24 protein-coding genes are annotated in these 22152 nt (G+C 51.2%); 20 read left to right on the top strand and 4 right to left on the bottom strand.

The window, feature by feature from the left end:
• The first annotated feature begins 48 nt into the window (after positions 1-48).
• On the top strand, positions 49-783 hold the full coding sequence (gene exbB / locus ACJHX4_RS07585; protein WP_000527844.1) for a tol-pal system-associated acyl-CoA thioesterase: 735 nt from the start codon (positions 49-51) through the stop codon (positions 781-783).
• Positions 784-789: 6 nt separating this feature from the next.
• Complete coding sequence (gene exbD, locus ACJHX4_RS07580; protein WP_001240712.1) at positions 790-1215, top strand: TonB system transport protein ExbD; 426 nt, start codon at positions 790-792, stop codon at positions 1213-1215.
• A gap of 38 nt (positions 1216-1253) precedes the next feature.
• Here the strand turns inward: exbD and yghA are convergent, their stop codons facing one another.
• Positions 1254-2138, bottom strand: coding sequence for an NADP(+)-dependent aldehyde reductase (gene yghA, locus ACJHX4_RS07575; protein ID WP_001531969.1), 885 nt, complete (start codon positions 2136-2138; stop codon positions 1254-1256).
• Positions 2139-2328: 190 nt separating this feature from the next.
• Here yghA and ACJHX4_RS07570 point away from each other — a divergent pair, with 190 nt between their 5' ends.
• Positions 2329-2823 carry a TIGR00645 family protein gene (locus ACJHX4_RS07570; protein WP_000439331.1) on the top strand — a complete coding sequence of 165 codons (495 nt, stop codon included), beginning with the start codon at positions 2329-2331 and terminating at the stop codon, positions 2821-2823.
• A gap of 39 nt (positions 2824-2862) precedes the next feature.
• Here the strand turns inward: ACJHX4_RS07570 and gpr are convergent, their stop codons facing one another.
• Entirely contained in the window at positions 2863-3903 is a 1041-nt protein-coding gene (gene gpr / locus ACJHX4_RS07565; RefSeq protein WP_000262170.1) for an L-glyceraldehyde 3-phosphate reductase, read from the bottom strand.
• A gap of 156 nt (positions 3904-4059) precedes the next feature.
• Here gpr and yghX point away from each other — a divergent pair, with 156 nt between their 5' ends.
• From yghX to hybG, 10 genes are all read left to right on the top strand, one after another.
• Positions 4060-4947, top strand: a complete 888-nt coding sequence (gene yghX / locus ACJHX4_RS07560) for a YghX family hydrolase (protein WP_124831077.1) — start codon at positions 4060-4062, stop codon at positions 4945-4947.
• A gap of 118 nt (positions 4948-5065) precedes the next feature.
• Positions 5066-5353, top strand: a complete 288-nt coding sequence (gene yghW / locus ACJHX4_RS07555) for a DUF2623 family protein YghW (RefSeq protein ID WP_001059136.1) — start codon at positions 5066-5068, stop codon at positions 5351-5353.
• A 188-nt stretch (positions 5354-5541) separates the two neighbouring features.
• A complete protein-coding gene (gene hybO, locus ACJHX4_RS07550; protein WP_000145410.1) occupies positions 5542-6660 on the top strand; it encodes a hydrogenase 2 small subunit in 1119 nt (372 codons plus the stop codon).
• 2 nt (positions 6661-6662) lie between these two features.
• Complete coding sequence (gene hybA / locus ACJHX4_RS07545; protein ID WP_001081868.1) at positions 6663-7649, top strand: hydrogenase 2 operon protein HybA; 987 nt, start codon at positions 6663-6665, stop codon at positions 7647-7649.
• Complete coding sequence (hybB, locus tag ACJHX4_RS07540; protein WP_000017687.1) at positions 7639-8817, top strand: Ni/Fe-hydrogenase cytochrome b subunit; 1179 nt, start codon at positions 7639-7641, stop codon at positions 8815-8817. The genes hybA and hybB overlap by 11 nt, the downstream gene beginning before the upstream one ends.
• Positions 8814-10517 carry a hydrogenase 2 large subunit gene (gene hybC / locus ACJHX4_RS07535; RefSeq protein ID WP_000083065.1) on the top strand — a complete coding sequence of 568 codons (1704 nt, stop codon included), beginning with the start codon at positions 8814-8816 and terminating at the stop codon, positions 10515-10517. The genes hybB and hybC overlap by 4 nt, the downstream gene beginning before the upstream one ends.
• Complete coding sequence (locus ACJHX4_RS07530) at positions 10517-11011, top strand: HyaD/HybD family hydrogenase maturation endopeptidase (protein ID WP_001221953.1); 495 nt, start codon at positions 10517-10519, stop codon at positions 11009-11011. Before hybC ends, ACJHX4_RS07530 begins: the two co-directional genes overlap by 1 nt.
• Positions 11004-11492, top strand: a complete 489-nt coding sequence (hybE, locus tag ACJHX4_RS07525; RefSeq protein ID WP_000134014.1) for a hydrogenase-2 assembly chaperone — start codon at positions 11004-11006, stop codon at positions 11490-11492. Before ACJHX4_RS07530 ends, hybE begins: the two co-directional genes overlap by 8 nt.
• Positions 11485-11826 carry a hydrogenase maturation nickel metallochaperone HypA gene (gene hypA / locus ACJHX4_RS07520; protein ID WP_000544952.1) on the top strand — a complete coding sequence of 114 codons (342 nt, stop codon included), beginning with the start codon at positions 11485-11487 and terminating at the stop codon, positions 11824-11826. Before hybE ends, hypA begins: the two co-directional genes overlap by 8 nt.
• Before the next feature lie 12 nt (positions 11827-11838).
• Positions 11839-12087 carry a hydrogenase maturation factor HybG gene (hybG, locus tag ACJHX4_RS07515; RefSeq protein WP_000334896.1) on the top strand — a complete coding sequence of 83 codons (249 nt, stop codon included), beginning with the start codon at positions 11839-11841 and terminating at the stop codon, positions 12085-12087.
• Between the two features lie 122 nt (positions 12088-12209).
• Here hybG and yghU read toward each other — a convergent pair whose 3' ends face one another.
• The gene (gene yghU / locus ACJHX4_RS07510; RefSeq protein ID WP_001331683.1) at positions 12210-13076 is read right to left on the bottom strand and encodes a glutathione-dependent disulfide-bond oxidoreductase; all 867 of its coding nucleotides are present in this window, start codon (positions 13074-13076) and stop codon (positions 12210-12212) included.
• A gap of 204 nt (positions 13077-13280) precedes the next feature.
• On the opposite strand from yghU, the gene gss reads away from it, so the two are divergent.
• Positions 13281-15140: a bifunctional glutathionylspermidine amidase/synthase gene (gene gss / locus ACJHX4_RS07505; protein ID WP_001531967.1), complete on the top strand. Its 1860-nt coding sequence runs from the start codon at positions 13281-13283 to the stop codon at positions 15138-15140.
• 291 nt (positions 15141-15431) lie between these two features.
• The gene (pitB, locus tag ACJHX4_RS07500) at positions 15432-16931 is read left to right on the top strand and encodes an inorganic phosphate transporter PitB (protein WP_001531966.1); all 1500 of its coding nucleotides are present in this window, start codon (positions 15432-15434) and stop codon (positions 16929-16931) included.
• Positions 16932-16979: 48 nt separating this feature from the next.
• On the opposite strand, the gene ACJHX4_RS07495 is transcribed toward pitB, so the two are convergent.
• Complete coding sequence (locus tag ACJHX4_RS07495) at positions 16980-17672, bottom strand: dTMP kinase (protein WP_001190683.1); 693 nt, start codon at positions 17670-17672, stop codon at positions 16980-16982.
• Between the two features lie 174 nt (positions 17673-17846).
• On the opposite strand from ACJHX4_RS07495, the gene ACJHX4_RS07490 reads away from it, so the two are divergent.
• Genes ACJHX4_RS07490 through ACJHX4_RS07470 form a run of 5 tightly spaced genes read left to right on the top strand, consistent with a single transcriptional unit; the run spans position 17847 to position 22141 of the window.
• A complete protein-coding gene (locus ACJHX4_RS07490) occupies positions 17847-18560 on the top strand; it encodes a dTMP kinase (RefSeq protein ID WP_001076282.1) in 714 nt (237 codons plus the stop codon).
• Between the two features lie 31 nt (positions 18561-18591).
• Positions 18592-19350, top strand: a complete 759-nt coding sequence (locus tag ACJHX4_RS07485) for a hypothetical protein (protein WP_001445422.1) — start codon at positions 18592-18594, stop codon at positions 19348-19350.
• Positions 19351-19395: 45 nt separating this feature from the next.
• A complete protein-coding gene (locus tag ACJHX4_RS07480) occupies positions 19396-20745 on the top strand; it encodes a lipopolysaccharide biosynthesis protein (RefSeq protein WP_000257923.1) in 1350 nt (449 codons plus the stop codon).
• Positions 20745-21581, top strand: coding sequence for a hypothetical protein (locus ACJHX4_RS07475; RefSeq protein WP_000984958.1), 837 nt, complete (start codon positions 20745-20747; stop codon positions 21579-21581). The genes ACJHX4_RS07480 and ACJHX4_RS07475 overlap by 1 nt, the downstream gene beginning before the upstream one ends.
• Positions 21581-22141 carry a YtfJ family protein gene (locus ACJHX4_RS07470; RefSeq protein WP_001141144.1) on the top strand — a complete coding sequence of 187 codons (561 nt, stop codon included), beginning with the start codon at positions 21581-21583 and terminating at the stop codon, positions 22139-22141. The genes ACJHX4_RS07475 and ACJHX4_RS07470 overlap by 1 nt, the downstream gene beginning before the upstream one ends.
• Positions 22142-22152 lie beyond the last annotated feature (11 nt).

Below are 22152 nucleotides of genomic sequence, written 5' to 3'. Positions count from 1 at the left end.
TGATATTATTATGCACAGATTTTGTGACTTGCGTCCTGGAGATACACAGTGGGTAATAATTTAATGCAGACGGACCTCTCCGTCTGGGGTATGTATCAGCACGCCGATATTGTCGTTAAGTGCGTGATGATTGGGCTTATTTTGGCCTCCGTAGTCACCTGGGCAATCTTCTTCAGTAAGAGCGTGGAGTTCTTCAATCAGAAGCGTCGTCTTAAGCGCGAGCAGCAACTGCTGGCTGAAGCGCGTTCCTTAAACCAGGCCAACGATATCGCTGCTGATTTTGGTAGCAAAAGCTTGAGCCTGCATTTGCTCAATGAAGCGCAGAATGAGCTGGAACTGTCAGAAGGCAGCGACGATAACGAAGGTATTAAAGAACGTACCAGCTTCCGTCTGGAGCGTCGGGTCGCCGCAGTAGGTCGTCAAATGGGCCGTGGTAACGGCTATCTGGCAACCATCGGCGCGATTTCGCCGTTCGTTGGTCTGTTTGGTACGGTCTGGGGCATCATGAACAGCTTTATTGGTATCGCGCAAACGCAGACCACTAACCTGGCAGTCGTTGCGCCGGGTATTGCAGAAGCTCTGTTAGCAACGGCAATCGGCCTCGTGGCAGCGATTCCTGCGGTCGTTATCTATAACGTATTTGCACGCCAGATTGGCGGCTTTAAAGCGATGCTGGGTGATGTTGCAGCGCAGGTATTGTTGCTGCAAAGCCGTGACCTGGATCTGGAAGCCAGCGCCGCTGCGCATCCGGTTCGTGTCGCACAAAAATTACGTGCAGGATAATGTCCGATGGCGATGCATCTTAACGAAAACCTCGACGATAACGGCGAAATGCATGATATCAACGTGACGCCGTTTATCGACGTGATGTTGGTTTTGCTGATTATCTTTATGGTGGCGGCACCGTTAGCGACGGTAGATGTGAAGGTGAATTTGCCTGCTTCTACCAGCACGCCGCAGCCGCGCCCGGAAAAACCGGTTTATCTGTCGGTGAAAGCAGACAACTCGATGTTTATTGGTAACGATCCGGTCACCGATGAAACAATGATTACGGCGTTGAATGCGTTAACCGAAGGCAAGAAAGACACCACCATCTTCTTCCGTGCGGATAAAACCGTCGATTACGAGACGTTGATGAAGGTAATGGATACGCTGCATCAGGCGGGTTACCTGAAAATAGGTCTGGTCGGCGAAGAAACTGCGAAAGCGAAATAAAAATGATGCCCGGTTGCTTTTCACAACCGGGCATTTTTTTAACCTAAATGCTCGCCGCCGCAGACACCGTGCACTTCTGCGGTGACGTAGCTCGACTCCTGACTTGCCAGGTAAACATATACAGGGGCCAGCTCCGCCGGTTGCCCCGCACGCTTCATCGGCGTTTGCTGACCAAACTGCGGGATCTTATCCTGCGTTTGTCCGCCAGAAATTTGCAGTGCTGTCCAGATCGGGCCTGGCGCGACAATATTCACCCGAATACCTTTCTCCGCGACCTGTTTTGCCAGGCCACGGCTGTAGTTCAGAATTGCCGCCTTCGTAGCCGCATAGTCCAGTAAATGCGGGCTTGGCTGGTATGCCTGGATTGAGGAAGTGGTGATGATACTTGCACCTTTCGGTAGCAGGGGGAGCGCTTCCTGGGTTAGCCAGAACAACGCGAAAACGTTAATGGCAAAGGTCTTTTGAAACTGTTCGCTGGTGAGGTCTGCAATATCAGGAATGGCAACCTGTTTCCCGGCTACCAGCGCCATAATATCCAGCCCGCCTAACGCCTTGTGTGCTTCGTGAACCAGCGAACGGGCGAATTTCTCATCGCTTAAATCGCCTGGCAGCAGAACGGCTTTGCGTCCGCATTCTTCAATGATCTTTTTCACATCCTGAGCGTCTTCTTCTTCCACGGGAAGATAACTGATCGCCACGTCAGCCCCTTCACGCGCGTAAGCAATGGCGGCAGCGCGACCGATTCCGGAATCGCCCCCTGTCACCAGTGCCTTACGATCTTTCAGGCGACCGCTACCAACATAGGTTTTCTCGCCGCAATCCGGTACCGGTGTCATCTTCGCCTGGATGCCTGGCGTCGGTTGTTTCTGTTTGGGATATTCACCAGTGTAATACTGCGTGGTCGGGTCTTTTAAATGAGACATCATTTTTCTCCCTTCAGGTTCAACGTCCTTTAAGGGTAGACGCTCTCGATGCGTTGATAAGGGAACCAGGAAGATCCCTAACCCTCAGAATTATGCGACAAAGGTTTAACGTATATGTTGATTTGCTGTTGCGTGCTGTTTACTCAATTGCGATATACTGTTGCCCGTTTTAACTACACGACAGGAATGTATGGAACGTTTTCTTGAAAATGCAATGTATGCTTCTCGCTGGCTGCTTGCCCCCGTGTACTTTGGCCTTTCGCTGGCGTTAGTTGCCCTGGCGCTGAAGTTCTTCCAGGAGATTATTCACGTACTGCCGAATATCTTCTCGATGGCGGAATCAGATTTGATCCTCGTGTTGCTGTCGCTGGTGGATATGACACTGGTTGGCGGTTTGCTGGTGATGGTGATGTTTTCCGGTTATGAGAATTTCGTCTCACAACTGGATATCTCCGAGAACAAAGAGAAGCTGAACTGGCTGGGGAAAATGGATGCAACGTCGCTGAAAAACAAAGTAGCAGCGTCGATTGTGGCAATTTCTTCCATTCACTTACTGCGCGTCTTTATGGATGCGAAAAATGTCCCTGATAACAAACTGATGTGGTACGTCATTATCCATCTGACGTTTGTGCTCTCTGCATTTGTGATGGGCTATCTTGACCGACTGACTCGTCATAATCACTGATCTGATTCGGGCGCGGTTCTCGCGCCCGTTATTAACAGGTCATTTATCGGAAGACGCCTGCCACAGATTCAGCTCGCCATCGGCGATATGCTGATCAATCTGCGCCAGCTCCTCGGTGCTAAATGTCAGATTATTCAGCGCCTGCACGTTCTCCTCAAGTTGCTCCGCGCGGCTGGCACCAATCAATACCGACGTCACTCGCTCATCTTTCAGCAACCAGCTTAACGCCATTTGCGCCATTGATTGTCCACGCTGCTGTGCCATTTCATGCAATAAGCGCAGGCTGTTGAGGTTGGCTTCGGTGAGCATTTTCGGCGTCAGACCACGAACTTTATTCCCTTCACGATGCATCCGTGAATCTTGCGGAATACCGTTGAGATATTTTCCGGTCAGCAATCCCTGAGCCAGTGGAGTAAAGGCAATGCAGCCCACGCCGTTATTTTGCAGGGTATCCAGCAGGCCGCTTTTATCCACCCAGCGGTTCAGTAAATTGTACGAAGGTTGATGAATTAACAGCGGAATTTTCCACTCGCGCAGCAACTCGACCATTTTTTGCGTCCGCTCTGGCGAGTAAGAGGAGATCCCGACATACAGCGCCTTACCGCTTTGTACAGCATGAGCCAGCGCAGAGGCGGTTTCTTCCATCGGCGTATTTTCATCGACGCGATGAGAGTAAAAGATATCGACATACTCAAGCCCCATACGCTTCAGGCTTTGGTCGAGGCTGGCGAGCAGGTATTTACGTGAGCCGCCAGAGCCGTATGGGCCGGGCCACATATCGTATCCGGCTTTGGTAGAGATAATCAGTTCATCGCGATAAGCGGCAAAATCCTCGCGCAGCAGGCGACCAAAGTTCTCTTCTGCGCTTCCTGGAGGCGGCCCGTAATTGTTGGCTAAATCAAAGTGCGTAATGCCTAAATCAAACGCTTTACGCAGGATCGCACGCTGTGATTCCAGCGCGTTAACGTGACCGAAATTGTGCCATAAACCGAGCGATAACGCGGGCAGGCGTAAACCACTTTTTCCGCAATAGCGGTACTGCATCTGCCCGTAACGTTCGGGATTCGCTAACCAGACCATGACCTCTCCTTTCCACCGTTCAATTTCGAAACAATGTTTCTAGTTTAGCGATTCGCCTGCGCGTATCCCGTAGTCTGGCTCACAGAGTGACGAAAAACTGGGCAAAAACACGCGCTTATGCTTTGCTTAAAAAAACACCAGTTGAGGAGTGCAACAATGCCGCGTTTAACCGCCAAAGATTTCCCACAAGAGTTGCTGGATTACTACGACTATTACGCTCACGGGAAAATCTCGAAACGTGAGTTCCTCAACCTTGCGGCGAAGTATGCGGTGGGCGGGATGACGGCATTAGCGCTGTTTGATTTGCTCAAGCCACATTATGCGCTGGCGACTCAGGTAGAGTTTACCGACCCGGAAATTGTTGCTGAGTACATCACGTATCCCTCGCCAAATGGTCACTGCGAGGTACGGGGTTATCTGGTGAAGCCCGCAAAAATGAGCGGTAAAACGCCAGCCGTGGTGGTGGTGCATGAGAATCGTGGACTGAATCCGTATATCGAAGATGTGGCACGGCGAGTGGCGAAGGCGGGGTATATCGCCCTGGCACCTGACGGCTTAAGTTCCGTTGGAGGTTATCCGGGAAATGATGATAAAGGTCGTGAGCAGCAACAGCAGGTTGATCCAACCAAACTGATGAATGATTTCTTTGCCGCAATTGAGTTTATGCAACGCTATCCGCAAGCGACAGGCAAAGTGGGTATTAGCGGATTTTGCTATGGCGGTGGCGTATCGAACGCGGCGGCTGTCGCGTATCCGGAACTGGCCTGCGCGGTGCCGTTTTATGGTCGTCAGGCACCCACTGCCAATGTGGCGAAGATTGAAGCGCCTTTACTGCTCCACTTCGCGGAACTGGACACCCGAATCAACGAGGGCTGGCCCGCTTACGAGGCGGCGTTGAAAGCCAATAATAAGGTCTATGAGGCGTATATCTATCCGGGGGTTAATCACGGATTCCATAATGATTCCACGCCCCGTTATGACAAATCTGCCGCCGATCTTGCCTGGCAAAGGACGCTGAAATGGTTCGATAAATATCTCTCCTGATGGGTTTATCTCTTACAGGATTACGTCTTAAACAAGCATGAAAAAATAGCGTGCGCAAATGTCGTTCTTTGCCTAAAATATCGCTATATATGGCAATATATAGCGAATGAGGTGAACGATGAATAACCATTTTGGTAAAGGCTTAATGGCGGGATTAAAAGCAACGCATGCCGACAGTGCGGTTAATGTGACAAAATTCTGTGCCGATTATAAACGCGGTTTTGTATTAGGTTACTCACACCGGATGTACGAAAAGACCGGAGATCGCCAGCTTAGCGCCTGGGAAGCGGGTATTCTGACGCGCCGTTATGGACTGGATAAAGAGATGGTAATGGATTTCTTTCGTGAGAATAATTCCTGTTCTACGTTGCGCTTTTTTATGGCTGGTTATCGCCTAGAAAATTGATCAAACATACGTATTATCTTGCTTTAATTAATTACACTAATGCTTCTTCCCTTCGTTTTAGTGCCCCGCCGCAGTATCATGATATCGATAACCATAATAAATGTGTGGTAAATGGCGCATCGATCGCATTATTGATTTTGCGATTGAGGCAAAATATATGCCAGGTCTTCGCAACGGAATAACTATAAATGACTGGAGATAACACCCTCATCCATTCTCACGGCATTAACCGTCGTGATTTCATGAAGCTTTGTGCAGCATTAGCCGCCACCATGGGGTTAAGTAGCAAAGCCGCTGCAGAGATGGCCGAATCGGTTACTAACCCGCAGCGTCCGCCAGTTATCTGGATTGGCGCGCAGGAGTGCACCGGTTGTACGGAATCTCTGCTTCGTGCAACGCATCCAACGGTAGAAAACCTCGTGCTGGAGACTATCTCTCTGGAGTATCACGAAGTGCTTTCCGCCGCCTTCGGTCATCAGGTCGAAGAGAACAAACATAACGCTCTCGAGAAGTACAAAGGGCAGTATGTGTTAGTGGTGGATGGTTCCATCCCATTAAAAGATAATGGTATTTATTGCATGGTTGCCGGTGAGCCGATTGTGGATCACATCCGCAAAGCGGCGGAAGGCGCAGCAGCCATTATCGCTATCGGTTCCTGCTCTGCGTGGGGCGGTGTTGCCGCAGCTGGAGTTAACCCAACTGGCGCAGTCAGCCTGCAAGAAGTTCTACCGGGCAAAACCGTTATCAATATTCCTGGCTGCCCGCCGAACCCGCACAACTTCCTCGCGACCGTTGCGCACATCATCACTTACGGCAAACCGCCGAAACTGGATGACAAAAACCGTCCGACTTTCGCCTATGGTCGTCTGATTCACGAACACTGTGAACGTCGCCCGCACTTCGATGCTGGTCGTTTTGCCAAAGAGTTCGGTGATGAAGGCCACCGCGAAGGCTGGTGCCTGTACCACCTCGGCTGTAAAGGGCCAGAAACTTACGGCAACTGCTCAACGCTGCAATTCTGCGATGTTGGCGGCGTGTGGCCGGTAGCGATTGGTCACCCGTGCTATGGCTGTAACGAAGAAGGTATCGGCTTCCATAAAGGCATCCATCAGCTTGCCAACGTCGAAAACCAGACTCCGCGTTCACAGAAACCGGACGTTAACGCTAAAGAAGGCGGCAACGTCTCGGCAGGCGCTATTGGTTTGCTCGGCGGTGTGGTTGGGCTGGTTGCCGGTGTCAGCGTGATGGCGGTGCGTGAACTGGGTCGTCAGCAAAAGAAAGATAACGCTGACTCACGGGGAGAATAACCGTGAACAGACGTAATTTTATTAAAGCAGCCTCCTGCGGGGCATTGCTGACGGGCGCGCTGCCGTCTGTCAGTCATGCGGCTGCTGAAAACCGCCCGCCAATTCCGGGTTCGCTGGGGATGTTGTACGACTCGACCTTGTGCGTAGGCTGCCAGGCTTGCGTCACCAAGTGTCAGGATATCAACTTCCCTGAACGTAACCCGCAAGGGGAACAGACCTGGTCGAACAACGACAAACTGTCGCCGTATACCAATAACATCATTCAGGTGTGGACCAGCGGCACAGGGGTCAACAAAGACCAGGAGGAGAATGGCTACGCGTACATTAAGAAACAGTGTATGCACTGCGTCGATCCGAACTGTGTCTCTGTGTGCCCGGTCTCTGCGCTGAAAAAAGATCCGAAAACCGGCATTGTCCATTACGACAAAGATGTGTGCACCGGTTGCCGTTACTGCATGGTCGCCTGCCCATACAACGTGCCGAAGTACGACTACAACAACCCGTTTGGTGCGCTGCATAAGTGCGAGTTGTGCAACCAGAAAGGTGTGGAACGTCTCGATAAAGGCGGTCTGCCTGGCTGCGTAGAAGTGTGCCCGGCGGGCGCGGTGATTTTTGGTACGCGTGAAGAGCTGATGGCGGAGGCGAAAAAACGTCTGGCGCTGAAGCCGGGCAGCGAATACCACTATCCGCGTCAGACGCTGAAATCTGGCGACACTTACCTGCATACGGTGCCGAAATATTATCCGCATCTGTACGGCGAGAAAGAGGGCGGCGGTACTCAGGTTCTGGTACTGACGGGTGTGCCTTATGAAAATCTCGACCTGCCGAAACTGGACGATCTTTCTACTGGTGCGCGTTCCGAACATGTCCAACACACCCTGTATAAAGGCATGATGCTACCACTGGCTGTGCTGGCGGGCTTAACCGTGCTGGTTCGTCGCAACACTAAAAACGACCATCACGACGGAGGAGACGATCATGAGTCATGATCCACAACCGCTGGGCGGCAAAATCATCAGTAAACCGGTCATGATTTTTGGACCGTTAATCGTCATCTGTATGCTCCTGATTGTGAAGCGTCTCGTGTTCGGTCTGGGCTCTGTCTCCGACCTGAACGGCGGCTTCCCGTGGGGCGTGTGGATCGCGTTTGACCTGCTGATCGGTACCGGCTTTGCCTGTGGCGGCTGGGCGCTGGCGTGGGCAGTATACGTCTTTAACCGTGGGCAATACCATCCGCTGGTGCGTCCGGCGCTGTTGGCGAGTCTGTTTGGTTATTCACTGGGTGGCTTGTCGATCACTATCGACGTGGGTCGCTACTGGAACCTGCCGTACTTCTACATTCCGGGTCACTTCAACGTGAACTCGGTACTGTTCGAGACGGCGGTCTGTATGACCATCTACATCGGTGTGATGGCACTGGAGTTTGCTCCGGCATTGTTTGAACGTCTGGGCTGGAAGCTGTCACTCAAACGTCTGAACAAGGTGATGTTCTTTATCATCGCGCTTGGTGCGCTGCTGCCAACTATGCACCAGTCTTCAATGGGATCGCTGATGATCTCGGCGGGCTACAAGGTGCATCCGCTGTGGCAAAGCTATGAAATGTTGCCGCTGTTCTCGCTGCTGACGGCGTTCATCATGGGCTTCTCGATTGTCATCTTTGAAGGTTCGTTGGTGCAGGCGGGTCTGCGTGGCAACGGTCCGGATGAAAAGAGTCTGTTCGTTAAGCTGACCAACACCATCAGTGTGTTGCTGGCGATTTTCATCGTGCTGCGCTTTGGCGAGCTTATCTATCGCGACAAGCTGTCGTTAGCGTTTGCCGGTGACTTCTACTCCGTGATGTTCTGGATTGAAGTCCTGCTGATGCTCTTCCCGCTGGTCGTTCTGCGTGTGGCGAAGCTGCGTAATGATTCCCGCATGCTGTTCCTGTCAGCACTGAGTGCACTGTTAGGTTGTGCAACCTGGCGTCTGACCTATTCGCTGGTGGCATTCAACCCGGGTGGCGGTTACGCCTACTTCCCGACCTGGGAAGAACTGTTGATTTCTATTGGTTTTGTGGCTATTGAGATTTGCGCTTATATCGTACTCATTCGTCTACTGCCGATACTTCCTCCTTTAAAACAAAACGATCATAATCGTCATGAGGCGAGCAAAGCATGAGCCAGAGAATTACTATTGATCCGGTAACCCGTATTGAAGGGCATTTACGCATCGATTGCGAAATCGAAAATGGCGTCGTTTCGAAAGCATGGGCTTCCGGTACCATGTGGCGCGGCATGGAAGAGATCGTGAAAAACCGCGATCCGCGCGATGCATGGATGATTGTGCAACGTATCTGTGGCGTATGTACTACCACTCACGCGCTGTCTTCCGTTCGTGCGGCAGAAAGTGCGCTGAATATCGACGTTCCGGTTAACGCGCAATACATCCGTAACATCATTCTGGCTGCGCACACCACGCATGACCATATTGTTCATTTCTATCAGCTTTCGGCGCTGGACTGGGTGGACATCACTTCTGCACTGCAAGCTGATCCAACCAAAGCCTCCGAAATGCTGAAAGGTGTTTCGACCTGGCATCTGAACAGCCCGGAAGAGTTCACCAAAGTTCAGAACAAGATCAAAGATCTGGTTGCCAGCGGTCAGTTGGGTATTTTCGCCAATGGCTACTGGGGGCACCCGGCAATGAAACTGCCGCCGGAAGTGAACCTGATTGCGGTAGCGCACTACCTGCAGGCGCTGGAGTGCCAGCGTGACGCTAACCGCGTTGTGGCGCTGCTGGGCGGTAAAACGCCGCATATTCAGAACCTGGCGGTAGGTGGTGTCGCGAACCCGATCAACCTCGACGGTCTGGGTGTGCTGAACCTTGAGCGCCTGATGTACATCAAGTCCTTCATCGACAAGCTGAGCGACTTTGTTGAGCAGGTTTACAAGGTTGATACTGCAGTTATCGCTGCGTTCTACCCGGAATGGCTGACGCGCGGTAAAGGTGCGGTGAACTACCTGAGCGTGCCGGAATTCCCGACCGACAGTAAAAACGGCAGCTTCCTGTTCCCGGGCGGCTACATTGAGAATGCGGATCTGTCCTCGTATCGTCCGATCACTTCTCATTCCGATGAATACCTGATCAAAGGAATTCAGGAAAGCGCAAAGCATTCCTGGTATAAAGACGAAGCGCCGCAGGCACCGTGGGAAGGTACCACCATTCCGGCTTACGACGGTTGGTCTGACGACGGTAAATACTCCTGGGTGAAATCGCCGACTTTCTACGGCAAAACGGTAGAAGTGGGTCCACTGGCTAATATGCTGGTGAAACTGGCGGCAGGTCGCGAGTCTACCCAGAACAAACTGAATGAAATCGTTGCGATTTATCAGAAATTGACCGGCAACACGCTGGAAGTGGCGCAACTGCACTCCACGCTGGGCCGTATTATTGGTCGTACCGTTCACTGCTGCGAATTGCAGGATATCCTGCAAAATCAATACAGTGCACTGATCACCAATATCGGCAAAGGCGATCACACCACGTTCGTGAAGCCGAACATTCCGGCAACGGGCGAGTTCAAAGGCGTTGGCTTCCTCGAAGCACCGCGCGGTATGCTCTCTCACTGGATGGTGATCAAAGACGGTATTATCAGTAACTACCAGGCGGTTGTTCCATCAACCTGGAACTCTGGCCCGCGTAACTTCAATGATGACGTCGGTCCTTACGAGCAGTCGCTGGTGGGTACACCGGTTGCTGATCCGAATAAACCGCTGGAAGTGGTGCGTACCATTCACTCCTTCGACCCGTGCATGGCCTGTGCGGTACACGTAGTGGATGCCGACGGCAACGAAGTGGTTTCAGTGAAGGTTCTGTAATGCGTATTTTAGTCTTAGGGGTCGGCAATATTTTGCTGACCGATGAAGCCATCGGTGTGCGGATTGTTGAAGCGTTAGAGCAACGATACATTCTGCCGGATTATGTTGAGATCCTCGATGGCGGCACGGCGGGAATGGAGCTGCTTGGTGACATGGCAAATCGCGATCATCTGATTATTGCGGATGCCATTGTGTCGAAGAAGAGCGCGCCGGGAACGATGATGATCCTGCGGGATGAAGAAGTTCCGGCGTTGTTTACCAACAAAATCTCTCCGCATCAGCTTGGCCTGGCCGACGTATTGTCGGCCCTGCGCTTCACCGGTGAGTTTCCGAAAAAGCTGACCCTGGTCGGCGTGATCCCGGAATCGCTGGAGCCACACATCGGCTTAACGCCGACGGTTGAAGCAATGATTGAACCTGCGCTTGAGCAGGTTCTGGCTGCGCTGCGCGAATCAGGCGTGGAAGCCATCCCACGGGAGGCGATTCATGACTGAAGAGATAGCAGGTTTCCAGACCTCCCCGAAGGCGCAAGTACAGGCAGCGTTTGAAGAAATTGCCCGGCGTTCGATGCACGATCTCTCTTTTCTGCATCCTTCAATGCCGGTGTATGTTTCTGACTTTACGCTGTTCGAAGGTCAGTGGACGGGGTGTGTGATCACCCCGTGGATGCTGAGTGCAGTTATCTTCCCCGGCCCGGATCAACTCTGGCCGCTGCGCAAAGTGAGTGAAAAAATTGGTCTGCAACTGCCGTATGGCACTATGACCTTTACTGTTGGTGAACTGGACGGTGTTTCGCAATACCTCTCCTGCTCGCTGATGTCGCCGCTTTCGCACAGCATGTCGATTGAAGAGGGCCAACGGCTGACGGATGACTGCGCCCGAATGATCCTTTCGCTGCCTGTCACCAATCCGGATGTACCACACGCAGGGCGTCGTGCCCTGCTATTTGGCCGCAGGAGTGGCGAAAATGCATGAGTTGTCGCTTTGCCAGAGCGCCGTTGAAATTATCCAACGGCAGGCGGAGCAGCACGATGTTAAGCGCGTCACCGCCGTGTGGCTGGAAATTGGCGCACTCTCCTGCGTTGAGGAGAGCGCCGTCCGTTTTAGTTTTGAAATTGTCTGCCACGGAACGGTAGCGCAAGGGTGCGATTTACATATCGTCTATAAACCCGCCCAGGCCTGGTGTTGGGATTGCAGCCAGGTGGTGGAGATTCATCAGCACGATGCGCAGTGTCCGATCTGTCACGGCGAGCGGTTGCGTGTCGATACCGGCGATTCGCTAATCGTCAAAAGTATTGAAGTTGAATAACCGGAGTTAACAATGTGTATTGGCGTTCCAGGCCAGGTGCTGGCTGTCGGTGAAGATATTCACCAGCTTGCGCAGGTTGAAGTATGTGGTATCAAGCGCGACGTGAATATCGCCCTGATTTGTGAAGGTAACCCTGCCGATCTGCTGGGCCAGTGGGTACTGGTACACGTCGGATTTGCCATGAGCATTATCGATGAAGACGAAGCCAAAGCCACATTAGACGCACTGCGCCAAATGGATTACGACATTACCAGCGCGTGATGATTAGCTTTTGTAGGCCTGATAAGACGCGGCAGCGTCGCATCAGGCATTGTGCTCGATTGCCGGATGCGGCGTGAACGCCTTATCCGGCCTGGATGGCTTGCTGCGACGAATACCAACCATTACCCCTGACGCTTATCTTCCGTATTCGTCTCGAAATCACTGGCGTCATGGCGTTCATGCAACTGCTCGTTCAGCGGTCCGTTGATGCGGTTAACAATACGCCCACGCTTCACTGCCGGACGTTCGCCTACTTCTTTCGCCCAGCGTTGTACATGCTTATAACTGCCCGCATCAAGAAACTCTGCGGCATCATATACGCCGCCTAACACCACATTGCCAAACCACGGCCAAATCGCCATATCCGCAATGGTGTACTCATCGCCCGCAACAAACTTATGCTGCGCCAGTTGCTTATCCAGCACGTCGAGAAGGCGCTTGGCTTCCATAGTAAAGCGGTTGATGGCGTACTCAATTTTCACCGGCGCGTAATGGTAAAAGTGACCAAAACCACCGCCGAGGAACGGTGCCGCGCCCTGTAACCAGAACAGCCAGCTCATCGTTTCAGTACGCTTTGCCAGATCCTGCGGCAAGAAGTAGCCAAATTTCTCCGCCAGATAAAGCAGAATCGAGCCTGACTCAAACACGCGGATCGGCGGATTATGGGTATGATCGCGCAATGCCGGGATCTTCGAATTCGGGTTCACTTCGACAAAGCCGCTGGAGAATTGATCGCCATCGCCAATGCGAATCAGCCAGGCGTCGTACTCTGCACCAGTAACGCCCAGTGCCAGCAGCTCCTCAAGCATAATCGTTACTTTCTGACCGTTCGGCGTTCCCAGCGAATAAAGTTGCAATGGATGTTTGCCCACCGGCAGCGTTTTTTCATGCGTCGGACCAGAAACCGGGCGATTGATATTGGCGAACGCGCCGCCAGCGGATTTATCCCACGTCCAGACTTTCGCGGGCTGATAAGTATTGTCTGTCATAGTGAGTTGCCTTCTGAGTGGTAGTGTTGAAGCAGTGTAGCAGGTCACTTGCTGTACAGAATGTGAATTTTTTAACCCTTTGCGCCAGCCGCTGCGATGAGGTGTATGATTAGTCTGACCTCTGTCCGGTTAATGTCGCTGAGCAGGTAATCAGAGCACAACAATTACGCCAACTGCTTAGGTTGTATTGTTAAAGGTAAAGTGATGAGCAAAGGAACGACCAGCCAGGATGCCCCGTTCGGGACATTATTGGGCTACGCCCCAGGTGGGGTAGCAATCTACTCTTCAGATTACAGTTCTCTCGATCCGCAGGAATACGAAGATGACGCCGTATTCCGTAGCTATATCGACGATGAATATATGGGCCACAAATGGCAATGCGTTGAATTTGCTCGCCGTTTTCTCTTTCTGAACTACGGTGTAGTCTTCACTGACGTGGGTATGGCATGGGAGATTTTCTCACTGCGCTTCCTGCGTGAAGTGGTCAATGACAACATCCTGCCATTGCAGGCATTTCCTAACGGTTCGCCGCGTGCACCGGTAGCGGGGGCGCTTCTTATCTGGGATAAAGGCGGTGAATTTAAAGACACTGGCCATGTCGCCATCATTACCCAATTGCATGGCAACAAAGTCCGTATTGCGGAACAGAACGTGATTCATACCCCGTTGCCGCAAGGGCAACAGTGGACACGCGAGCTGGAGATGGTGGTCGAAAACGGCGGCTATATCCTGAAAGACACCTTCGATGACACCACTATTCTGGGCTGGATGATCCAGACGGAAGATACCGAATACAGCTTGCCACAGCCGGAAATTGCAGGCGAACTGCTGAAAATCAGCGGGGCGCGTCTGGAAAACAAAGGCCAGTTTGACGGTAAATGGCTGGATGAAAAAGATCCGCTGCAAAACGCCTATGTACAGGCCAACGGTCAGGTGATCAATCAGGATCCGTATCATTACTACACCATTACCGAGAGCGCCGAGCAGGAGCTGATTAAAGCCACCAACGAGCTGCACCTGATGTATCTTCACGCCACCGACAAGGTGCTGAAAGATGACAACCTGCTGGCGTTGTTCGACATTCCGAAAATCCTCTGGCCACGTTTGCGTCTCTCCTGGCAGCGTCGCCGTCACCATATGATCACCGGTCGTATGGATTTCTGCATGGATGAACGTGGCCTGAAAGTCTACGAATACAACGCCGATTCTGCCTCCTGTCATACCGAAGCGGGCTTGATCCTCGAACGTTGGGCGGAGCAGGGCTATAAAGGCAACGGCTTCAATCCTGCGGAAGGGCTGATTAACGAACTGGCTGGTGCCTGGAAACACAGTCGCGCGCGTCCGTTTGTCCATATCATGCAGGACAAAGATATCGAGGAAAACTATCACGCGCAGTTTATGGAGCAGGCGCTGCAACAGGCGGGCTTTGAAACGCGTATCTTGCGCGGGCTAGATGAACTGGGCTGGGATGCTGCCGGGCAACTGATTGATGGGGAAGGGCGACTGGTTAACTGCGTGTGGAAAACCTGGGCGTGGGAGACGGCGTTTGATCAGATTCGCGAAGTCAGCGACCGTGAGTTTGCCGCAGTGCCGATTCGTACCGGTCATCCGCAAAATGAAGTGCGACTGATAGACGTTCTGTTGCGACCGGAAGTGCTGGTCTTTGAGCCGCTGTGGACGGTGATCCCTGGCAACAAAGCGATTCTGCCGATCCTCTGGTCGCTGTTTCCGCACCACCGCTATCTGTTGGATACTGATTTCACCGTGAATGATGAACTGGTGAAAACCGGTTACGCAGTGAAACCGATCGCCGGTCGCTGTGGCAGTAACATCGACCTCGTCAGCCATCATGAAGAGGTGCTGGACAAAACCAGCGGTAAATTTGCCGAGCAGAAAAACATCTATCAGCAACTGTGGTGTTTGCCGAAAGTGGACGGTAAATACATTCAGGTATGTACCTTCACCGTTGGTGGCAACTACGGTGGGACGTGTTTGCGCGGTGATGAATCACTGGTCATCAAAAAAGAGAGTGATATTGAACCGTTAATTGTGGTGAAAGAGTAATACATGTTGTAGCAACCCCGTACTGATTATGAAGAATAATCAGTACGGGGATTAATCAAAATATTCAATATTTATATATTTCAATATTTATTCATTTCATATATGAATATATTAACAAGTAGAATACCTGTGTTTTGATTATTTCTAAAGGTTTTGAATGAAGGCTTATTGTCTGATACACAAGAAATAACACTCTTTTTATCGTTAAAAAATGATATTTCACTTTGCCCACGCCGTTAAAGTCACTGATAATGCGTCCGTTCGTAAATTCAAAATGGCGTAATCTAATATATGCTAAATTTATTTGTTGGCCTTGATATATACACAGGGCTTTTGTTATTACTTGCTCTGGCATTTGTGTTGTTCTACGAAGCAATCAATGGTTTTCATGATACGGCGAATGCGGTGGCAACCGTTATTTATACTCGTGCCATGCAGCCACAGCTTGCCGTGGTGATGGCGGCATTTTTTAACTTTTTTGGCGTATTGCTAGGCGGACTTAGCGTTGCCTATGCCATTGTCCATATGTTGCCAACCGATTTGTTGCTGAATATGGGGTCAACTCACGGCCTGGCGATGGTCTTTTCCATGCTGCTGGCGGCGATTATCTGGAACCTGGGAACGTGGTTCTTTGGTTTACCGGCCTCCAGTTCGCACACCTTGATTGGTGCGATTATCGGCATCGGTTTAACCAACGCGCTGTTAACCGGCTCATCGGTGATGGATGCGTTAAACCTGCGTGAAGTGACCAAGATTTTCTCCTCGCTGATTGTCTCCCCAATTGTCGGTCTGGTCATTGCGGGAGGCTTGATTTTCCTGCTGCGTCGCTACTGGAGCGGGACGAAAAAGCGTGACCGTATTCATCGTATTCCGGAAGATCGCAAAAAGAAAAAAGGCAAACGTAAGCCGCCATTCTGGACGCGTATTGCCCTGATTGTTTCCGCTGCGGACGTGGCGTTTTCACATGGTGCGAATGACGGGCAGAAAGGAATTGGTCTGGTGATGCTGGTGCTGGTGGGGATTGCTCCCGCCGGGTTTGTCGTCAATATGAACGCGTCCGGCTATGAAATTACCCGTACCCGCGATGCCGTCACCAACTTCGAACACTACCTGCAACAGCATCCTGAACTGCCGCAGAAGTTGATTACGATGGAACCTCCATTGCCTGCGACATCGACTGATGGCACACAAGTAACGGAGTTTCACTGTCATCCGGCAAATACCTTTGATGCGATTGCGCGCGTTAAAACGATGCTGCCAGGCAATATGGAAAGTTACGAGCCGTTAAGCGTGAGTCAGCGCAGCCAGCTGCGCCGCATTATGCTGTGCATCTCTGATACCTCCGCGAAGCTGGCGAAACTGCCAGGCGTCAGTAAAGAAGACCAGAACCTGCTGAAAAAACTGCGCAGCGATATGTTAAGCACCATTGAGTACGCACCGGTATGGATCATCATGGCAGTGGCTTTAGCACTCGGTATTGGCACCATGATTGGCTGGCGTCGCGTGGCGATGACCATCGGTGAGAAGATTGGTAAGCGCGGCATGACGTATGCGCAAGGCATGGCGGCACAAATGACGGCGGCAGTGTCTATCGGCCTTGCCAGTTATATTGGGATGCCCGTCTCCACAACACATGTACTCTCGTCTGCAGTAGCAGGGACGATGGTGGTGGACGGCGGTGGGTTACAGCGTAAAACGGTAACCAGCATCCTGATGGCGTGGGTGTTTACTTTACCGGCGGCGATTTTTCTTTCTGGTGGGTTGTACTGGATAGCATTGCAGTTGATTTAACCTTCCTGAAAATGCCCGGTCCTGGCGATCGGGCATTTCCATTTTTCACTAGTGATAACCACGCGCGGTCATAAAATCCGTAATCGCTTTTTCTGCATCAACCAGCACCTTTTCCAGTGGCTGATTGGCGTCGATATCAACCAGTTGTGCACCACCAAAGGTTAACTGTGGCGTTATGGCAATCTTCCTCGCCAGCGATTCCCGTTTATGGTCAGGTTTACGCGCGCAGGCAACTTCAAGGTCAACATTGAGTTTGATGACCAGATCAGGCTTGTGGCTCGCCATCCAGTGAAACGCTTTACGTTCCTGGCTTGCCAGCCATGAGACAAAACGACCACCTTCAACGTTAGGCGGGAACACCGTACCATCATAAGCGCCCGGAATCTGGTCCTGCGGATAACGGTCGGTTAAAACAATTAACCCGCGACGACGACAGGCAAGCATATGACGAAAGCGCAGTAAGCGACGGGCGACAAACGCTGTAATTACCAGCGCCGGAACTGGTCCAGGCAATTTTTTTGCTGTTTTCACCTGATTTCGTTCAATTGTTTTATGTAAGGATTTTCCCATCAACGGTAATTTTGTCACTGCACGACCGACATTTCCGGCCTGTTTTCCTAAATGAACCCTTTCGGCAGCACCATATTTTTCGACAACGGTAATAAGATGTTCACACACCGTTGACTTGCCTGAACCATCGCTACCAATAACGGCAATTAATGGAGGTATTATTGACTGCATGAATATATCCTTAAATTTAAATATCCATCCAAAATATTTATTTGGCTAATATGTTTTTGATGAAAGCGTAATTCAGGTCAATGTCACAATTAACCATTGTCACAATAAGGTTGAACGGATATTCTGAGCACGGACCACGTAATATTCAATACATTATTTGCTGCCGGGTTTTTCGTGAATCAACGTAATATGTCAATAATTAATTCCACGCCAGTGCGTGTTATTGCCATTGTAGGATGTGATGGTTCAGGTAAATCGACCCTCACGGCAAGCCTGGTAAATGAACTGGCATCAAGAATGCCAACAGAACACATTTATCTCGGGCAATCGTCCGGGCGAATTGGCGAATGGATTTCACAGCTACCTGTTATTGGCGCACCTTTTGGGCGTTATTTGCGAAGTAAAGCGGCACATGTGCACGAAAAGCCCTCAACACCGCCTGGCAATATTACTGCGCTGGTTATCTATCTGCTTTCCTGCTGGCGGGCGTACAAGTTTCGCAAAATGTTGTGTAAAAACCAGCAAGGCTATCTGCTCATCACCGACCGCTACCCGCAGGTTGAAGTGCCGGGTTTCCGCTTTGATGGCCCGCAATTGGCAAAAACCACGGGCGGTAACGGTTGGATAAAAATGTTAAGGCAGCGCGAGCTGAAGCTGTACCAATGGATGGCGTCTTATTTGCCCGTATTGTTGATTCGTCTTGGCATTGATGAACAAACCGCGTTTGCGCGTAAACCTGACCACCAACTGGCAGCGTTACAGGAAAAAATCGCCGTTACGCCGCAACTGACATTCAATGGCGCCAGGATCCTTGAACTGGATGGTCGGCAACCAGCCGATGAAATTCTGCAAGCGTCACTACGCGCAATTCACGCCGCGCTTTCCTGATCACCAAAATGGATAGGGGATGATTAAACGAATGGATGCACTACAAACACAAACTGTTAAGAGTACAACCGCGCCGCAGCCCAACTACATTCCGGGGCTGATTGCGGTGGTCGGGTGTGATGGCACCGGTAAATCCACACTGACCAATGACCTGGTGAAATCGCTGCAACAACACTGGCAAACCGAGCGGCGCTATCTGGGGCTGCTCTCCGGCGAAGACGGCGACAAAATCAAACGATTGCCGTTGGTTGGTGTCTGGCTCGAACGGCGACTGGCGGCCAAATCCTCGAAAACCCAAAGCATGAAAACCAAATCTCCGGCGCTATGGGCGGCGGTGATTATGTACTGCTTCTCGCTGCGAAGAATGGCGAATCTACGCAAGGTTCAGCGACTGGCGCAAAGTGGCGTTCTGGTGGTTAGCGATCGCTTCCCGCAGGCTGAAATTTCGGGATTTTATTATGACGGACCGGGGATTGGCGTCGAACGTGCGACCGGGAAAATCAGCAGGTTTCTGGCGCAGCGTGAACGGCGTTTATACCAAAAAATGGCGCAATACCGTCCTGAATTAATCATTCGCTTGGGGATTGATATTGATACTGCCATCTCCCGCAAGCCTGACCATGACTATGCCGAGCTGCAGGACAAAATCGGCGTCATGTCGACGATTGGTTATAACGGCACAAAAATTCTTGAGATTGATTCCAGAGCGCCTTACAGCGAGGTGCTGGAACAGGCACAAAAGGCGGTTTCTCTGGTTGCCATCGTTTCTGACCGCCGAAGTTTAACTTAAGGCAGGCGGGATACTTTTTACTATCAACGATAAGGTCAGGCTGAATTGGCGGTTTTTAACATCAAACATTGGTTTGCAGATGGCGCGTTTCGCACCATTATTCGCAATAGCGCCTGGTTAGGCTCCAGTAATGTTGTGAGCGCTTTGCTGGGGCTGTTGGCGCTCTCGTGTGCCGGTAAAGGGATGACGCCCGCCATGTTTGGCGTACTGGTAATTGTGCAATCGTACGCCAAATCGATCAGCGATTTTATTAAGTTTCAGACATGGCAACTGGTGGTTCAGTACGGAACGCCGGCCTTGACCAACAATAATCCGCAGCAATTTCGCAATGTTGTCTCATTTTCCTTCTCGCTGGATATCGTCAGCGGCGCGGTGGCGATTGTCGGCGGCATTGCCTTACTGCCATTCCTTTCCCATTCATTAGGTCTGGATGACCAAAGCTTTTGGCTGGCGGCGCTCTATTGCACGCTCATTCCTTCAATGGCTTCCTCCACGCCGACCGGCATTCTGCGTGCGGTAGATCGCTTTGATTTGATTGCTGTACAGCAGGCGACGAAACCTTTTCTGCGCGCAGCGGGGAGCGTCGTAGCCTGGTATTTTGACTTTGGTTTTGCGGGTTTTGTTATTGCCTGGTATGTGTCGAATCTGGTTGGCGGCACCATGTACTGGTGGTTTGCCGCGCGCGAATTACGCCGCAGAAATATCCATAACGCCTTCAAATTGAATCTGTTTGAGTCTGCCCGTCACATTAAAGGTGCGTGGAGTTTTGTCTGGTCAACCAACATTGCGCACTCCATCTGGTCGGCGCGTAACTCGTGCAGCACAGTGTTGGTGGGGATCGTGTTAGGACCCGCTGCCGCCGGGTTATTTAAAATCGCCATGACATTCTTCGATGCCGCCGGAACGCCAGCGGGTTTACTGGGCAAAAGTTTTTACCCAGAGGTGATGCGTTTAGATCCACGCACCACCAGACCGTGGTTGTTAGGCGTGAAGTCCGCTTTACTGGCGGGCGGAATCGGTATTCTGGTGGCGCTCGCGGTGTTGATCGTCGGCAAGCCGCTCATTTCGCTGGTGTTTGGCGTTAAGTATCTCGAAGCGTATGACCTGATTCAGGTGATGCTGGGCGCAATTGTGATTTCGATGCTGGGCTTCCCACAGGAGTCATTGCTATTGATGGCGGGAAAACAGCGCGCTTTTCTCGTGGCGCAAACCATCGCCTCAATCGGCTACATCGTATTGCTGTTCATGTTCTGTCATCTGTTTGGCGTGCTGGGGGCTGCATTTGCTTACTTCGGTGGGCAATGTCTGGATGTGGTGTTCTCGCTAATTCCGACCTTAAAGGCATTTTTTCAGCGCCATTCCTTGCTTTATAACTCAGCCGGAGAGAAATCCTGATGATGAGAAAATATTTCCCGCTTGAGGCGAGCGAGCGTCTATTTGTTGCGATTGAAGAAGATGATGTTGTTGATGCACAGGTCAGTTTGCCGCCGATTATCGCACTAAGTTGTACCACCGAAATCATCCATGATAATTACGCGTTATGCCTGAAATTCTGGCTGGATGGTGTTAATCGTCAGGAGTTACTGCGTTTAATCCGCAAACAGGCGAAAGGCGATGAGCTGACGACAGACGAGCGCAAACAGTTTAAATACATGCGAGCGCGCTACAAGCATCTGCGTTTTGCGCAACGGCTGTATTTAAAGAAGCATCAGGCAGGATTTTTATTCGGCAAAACGACCGTTTTTCTTGGGCATTTTCAGGATGGCTTTCGTAACGGTAAGAAAAATATTGTGTCGTTTTACGGTAACCTGTTACGTGTTTATTTGAGCTCCCCTGTCTGGTGGCTGGTGAACTATTCATTGCGCCATAGCCAGTTAGAAACCGTGAACGGTTTTATCGCCTACCGCCAGAAGCAAATGTACATCCTGAAAGAGATTATTGCTAAACCGCAACTAACTGGCAGGGAATTTCATGATGTGCGAAAAATCATCAGCCAGCAGGTTTCTTATTACGACACCTTAAGATCGCTTGATCCTGAAAATAAAGAGGCGTTACTGATTTCCCGTTTTCTCGCCGCCATTAATGGTCTGATGGGGGATAAGCACGACGACATGGTGGCGGATGATATGGAGAACCGCCGGTCATATGATGCACCGGTGGCGCTGGATAGCGATATTCGCCAGCGTTTAGAACTGCTTATTTCGCGTTTCCCACTCTATCCGGAGCAATAATGCCATCTCGTTGGATTTTCGCTCTGATCATCGCACTCTTAGCGCCAGGCGCGGCGGCACACAATTTCGTCACTGGCAAAACGGTTACCCCTGTTTATATCCAGGAAGGTGGTGAGCTGCTTCTGAATAGCGACGACGAAATTCACTACCAAAAGTGGAACAGCACACAATTGGCGGGAAAAGTCCGCATTATTCAGTATATCGCCGGACGTAAGTCTGCGAAGAAAAAGAACTCACTGTTAATTAAAGCGGTTGAAGCGGCAAACTTTTCGCAGGATCGTTTTCAGCCCACCACCATTGTGAACACCGATGATGCCATCTTTGGTACTGGCTATTTTGTCGTTGGCAAAATCGAAAAAAATAAACGCCGCTATCCGTGGGCGCAATTCGTTATTGACGGCAATGGTCTGGGACGCGTTGCCTGGCAATTGCCGGAGCAGAGTTCAACCATTCTGGTATTGAATAAAGCCGGGCGAATTCAGTGGGCAAAGGACGGCAGCCTGACACCGGAAGAGGTAGATCATGTCATTGCGCTGGCGCAGAAACTGATCAATGAATAAAAAATTCAAAG

Source organism: Escherichia sp. WS2035 (assembly GCF_046487065.1).
Taxonomy (GTDB): domain Bacteria; phylum Pseudomonadota; class Gammaproteobacteria; order Enterobacterales; family Enterobacteriaceae; genus Escherichia; species Escherichia coli.
The sequence above is the reverse complement of the archived record's forward strand: the minus strand, read 5'-3'. Positions and strand labels throughout refer to the sequence as shown.

Excerpts from the sequence above, each read along its gene's own strand:
- hypA (WP_000544952.1), top strand. The coding sequence starts at position 11,485 with ATGCATGAGTTGTCGCTTTGCCAGAGCGCCGTTGAAATTATCCAACGG.
- yghW (WP_001059136.1), top strand. The coding sequence starts at position 5,066 with ATGAATAACCATTTTGGTAAAGGCTTAATGGCGGGATTAAAAGCAACG.
- hybB (WP_000017687.1), top strand. The coding sequence starts at position 7,639 with ATGAGTCATGATCCACAACCGCTGGGCGGCAAAATCATCAGTAAACCG.
- ACJHX4_RS07495 (WP_001190683.1), bottom strand. The coding sequence starts at position 17,672 with ATGCAGTCAATAATACCTCCATTAATTGCCGTTATTGGTAGCGATGGT.
- exbD (WP_001240712.1), top strand. The coding sequence starts at position 790 with ATGGCGATGCATCTTAACGAAAACCTCGACGATAACGGCGAAATGCAT.
- yghX (WP_124831077.1), top strand. The coding sequence starts at position 4,060 with ATGCCGCGTTTAACCGCCAAAGATTTCCCACAAGAGTTGCTGGATTAC.
- hybE (WP_000134014.1), top strand. The coding sequence starts at position 11,004 with ATGACTGAAGAGATAGCAGGTTTCCAGACCTCCCCGAAGGCGCAAGTA.
- ACJHX4_RS07485 (WP_001445422.1), top strand. The coding sequence starts at position 18,592 with ATGGATGCACTACAAACACAAACTGTTAAGAGTACAACCGCGCCGCAG.
- yghU (WP_001331683.1), bottom strand. The coding sequence starts at position 13,076 with ATGACAGACAATACTTATCAGCCCGCGAAAGTCTGGACGTGGGATAAA.
- pitB (WP_001531966.1), top strand. The coding sequence starts at position 15,432 with ATGCTAAATTTATTTGTTGGCCTTGATATATACACAGGGCTTTTGTTA.
- ACJHX4_RS07530 (WP_001221953.1), top strand. The coding sequence starts at position 10,517 with ATGCGTATTTTAGTCTTAGGGGTCGGCAATATTTTGCTGACCGATGAA.
- yghA (WP_001531969.1), bottom strand. The coding sequence starts at position 2,138 with ATGTCTCATTTAAAAGACCCGACCACGCAGTATTACACTGGTGAATAT.
- hybC (WP_000083065.1), top strand. The coding sequence starts at position 8,814 with ATGAGCCAGAGAATTACTATTGATCCGGTAACCCGTATTGAAGGGCAT.
- hybO (WP_000145410.1), top strand. The coding sequence starts at position 5,542 with ATGACTGGAGATAACACCCTCATCCATTCTCACGGCATTAACCGTCGT.
- ACJHX4_RS07570 (WP_000439331.1), top strand. The coding sequence starts at position 2,329 with ATGGAACGTTTTCTTGAAAATGCAATGTATGCTTCTCGCTGGCTGCTT.
- gpr (WP_000262170.1), bottom strand. The coding sequence starts at position 3,903 with ATGGTCTGGTTAGCGAATCCCGAACGTTACGGGCAGATGCAGTACCGC.
- gss (WP_001531967.1), top strand. The coding sequence starts at position 13,281 with ATGAGCAAAGGAACGACCAGCCAGGATGCCCCGTTCGGGACATTATTG.
- hybG (WP_000334896.1), top strand. The coding sequence starts at position 11,839 with ATGTGTATTGGCGTTCCAGGCCAGGTGCTGGCTGTCGGTGAAGATATT.
- ACJHX4_RS07470 (WP_001141144.1), top strand. The coding sequence starts at position 21,581 with ATGCCATCTCGTTGGATTTTCGCTCTGATCATCGCACTCTTAGCGCCA.
- ACJHX4_RS07475 (WP_000984958.1), top strand. The coding sequence starts at position 20,745 with ATGATGAGAAAATATTTCCCGCTTGAGGCGAGCGAGCGTCTATTTGTT.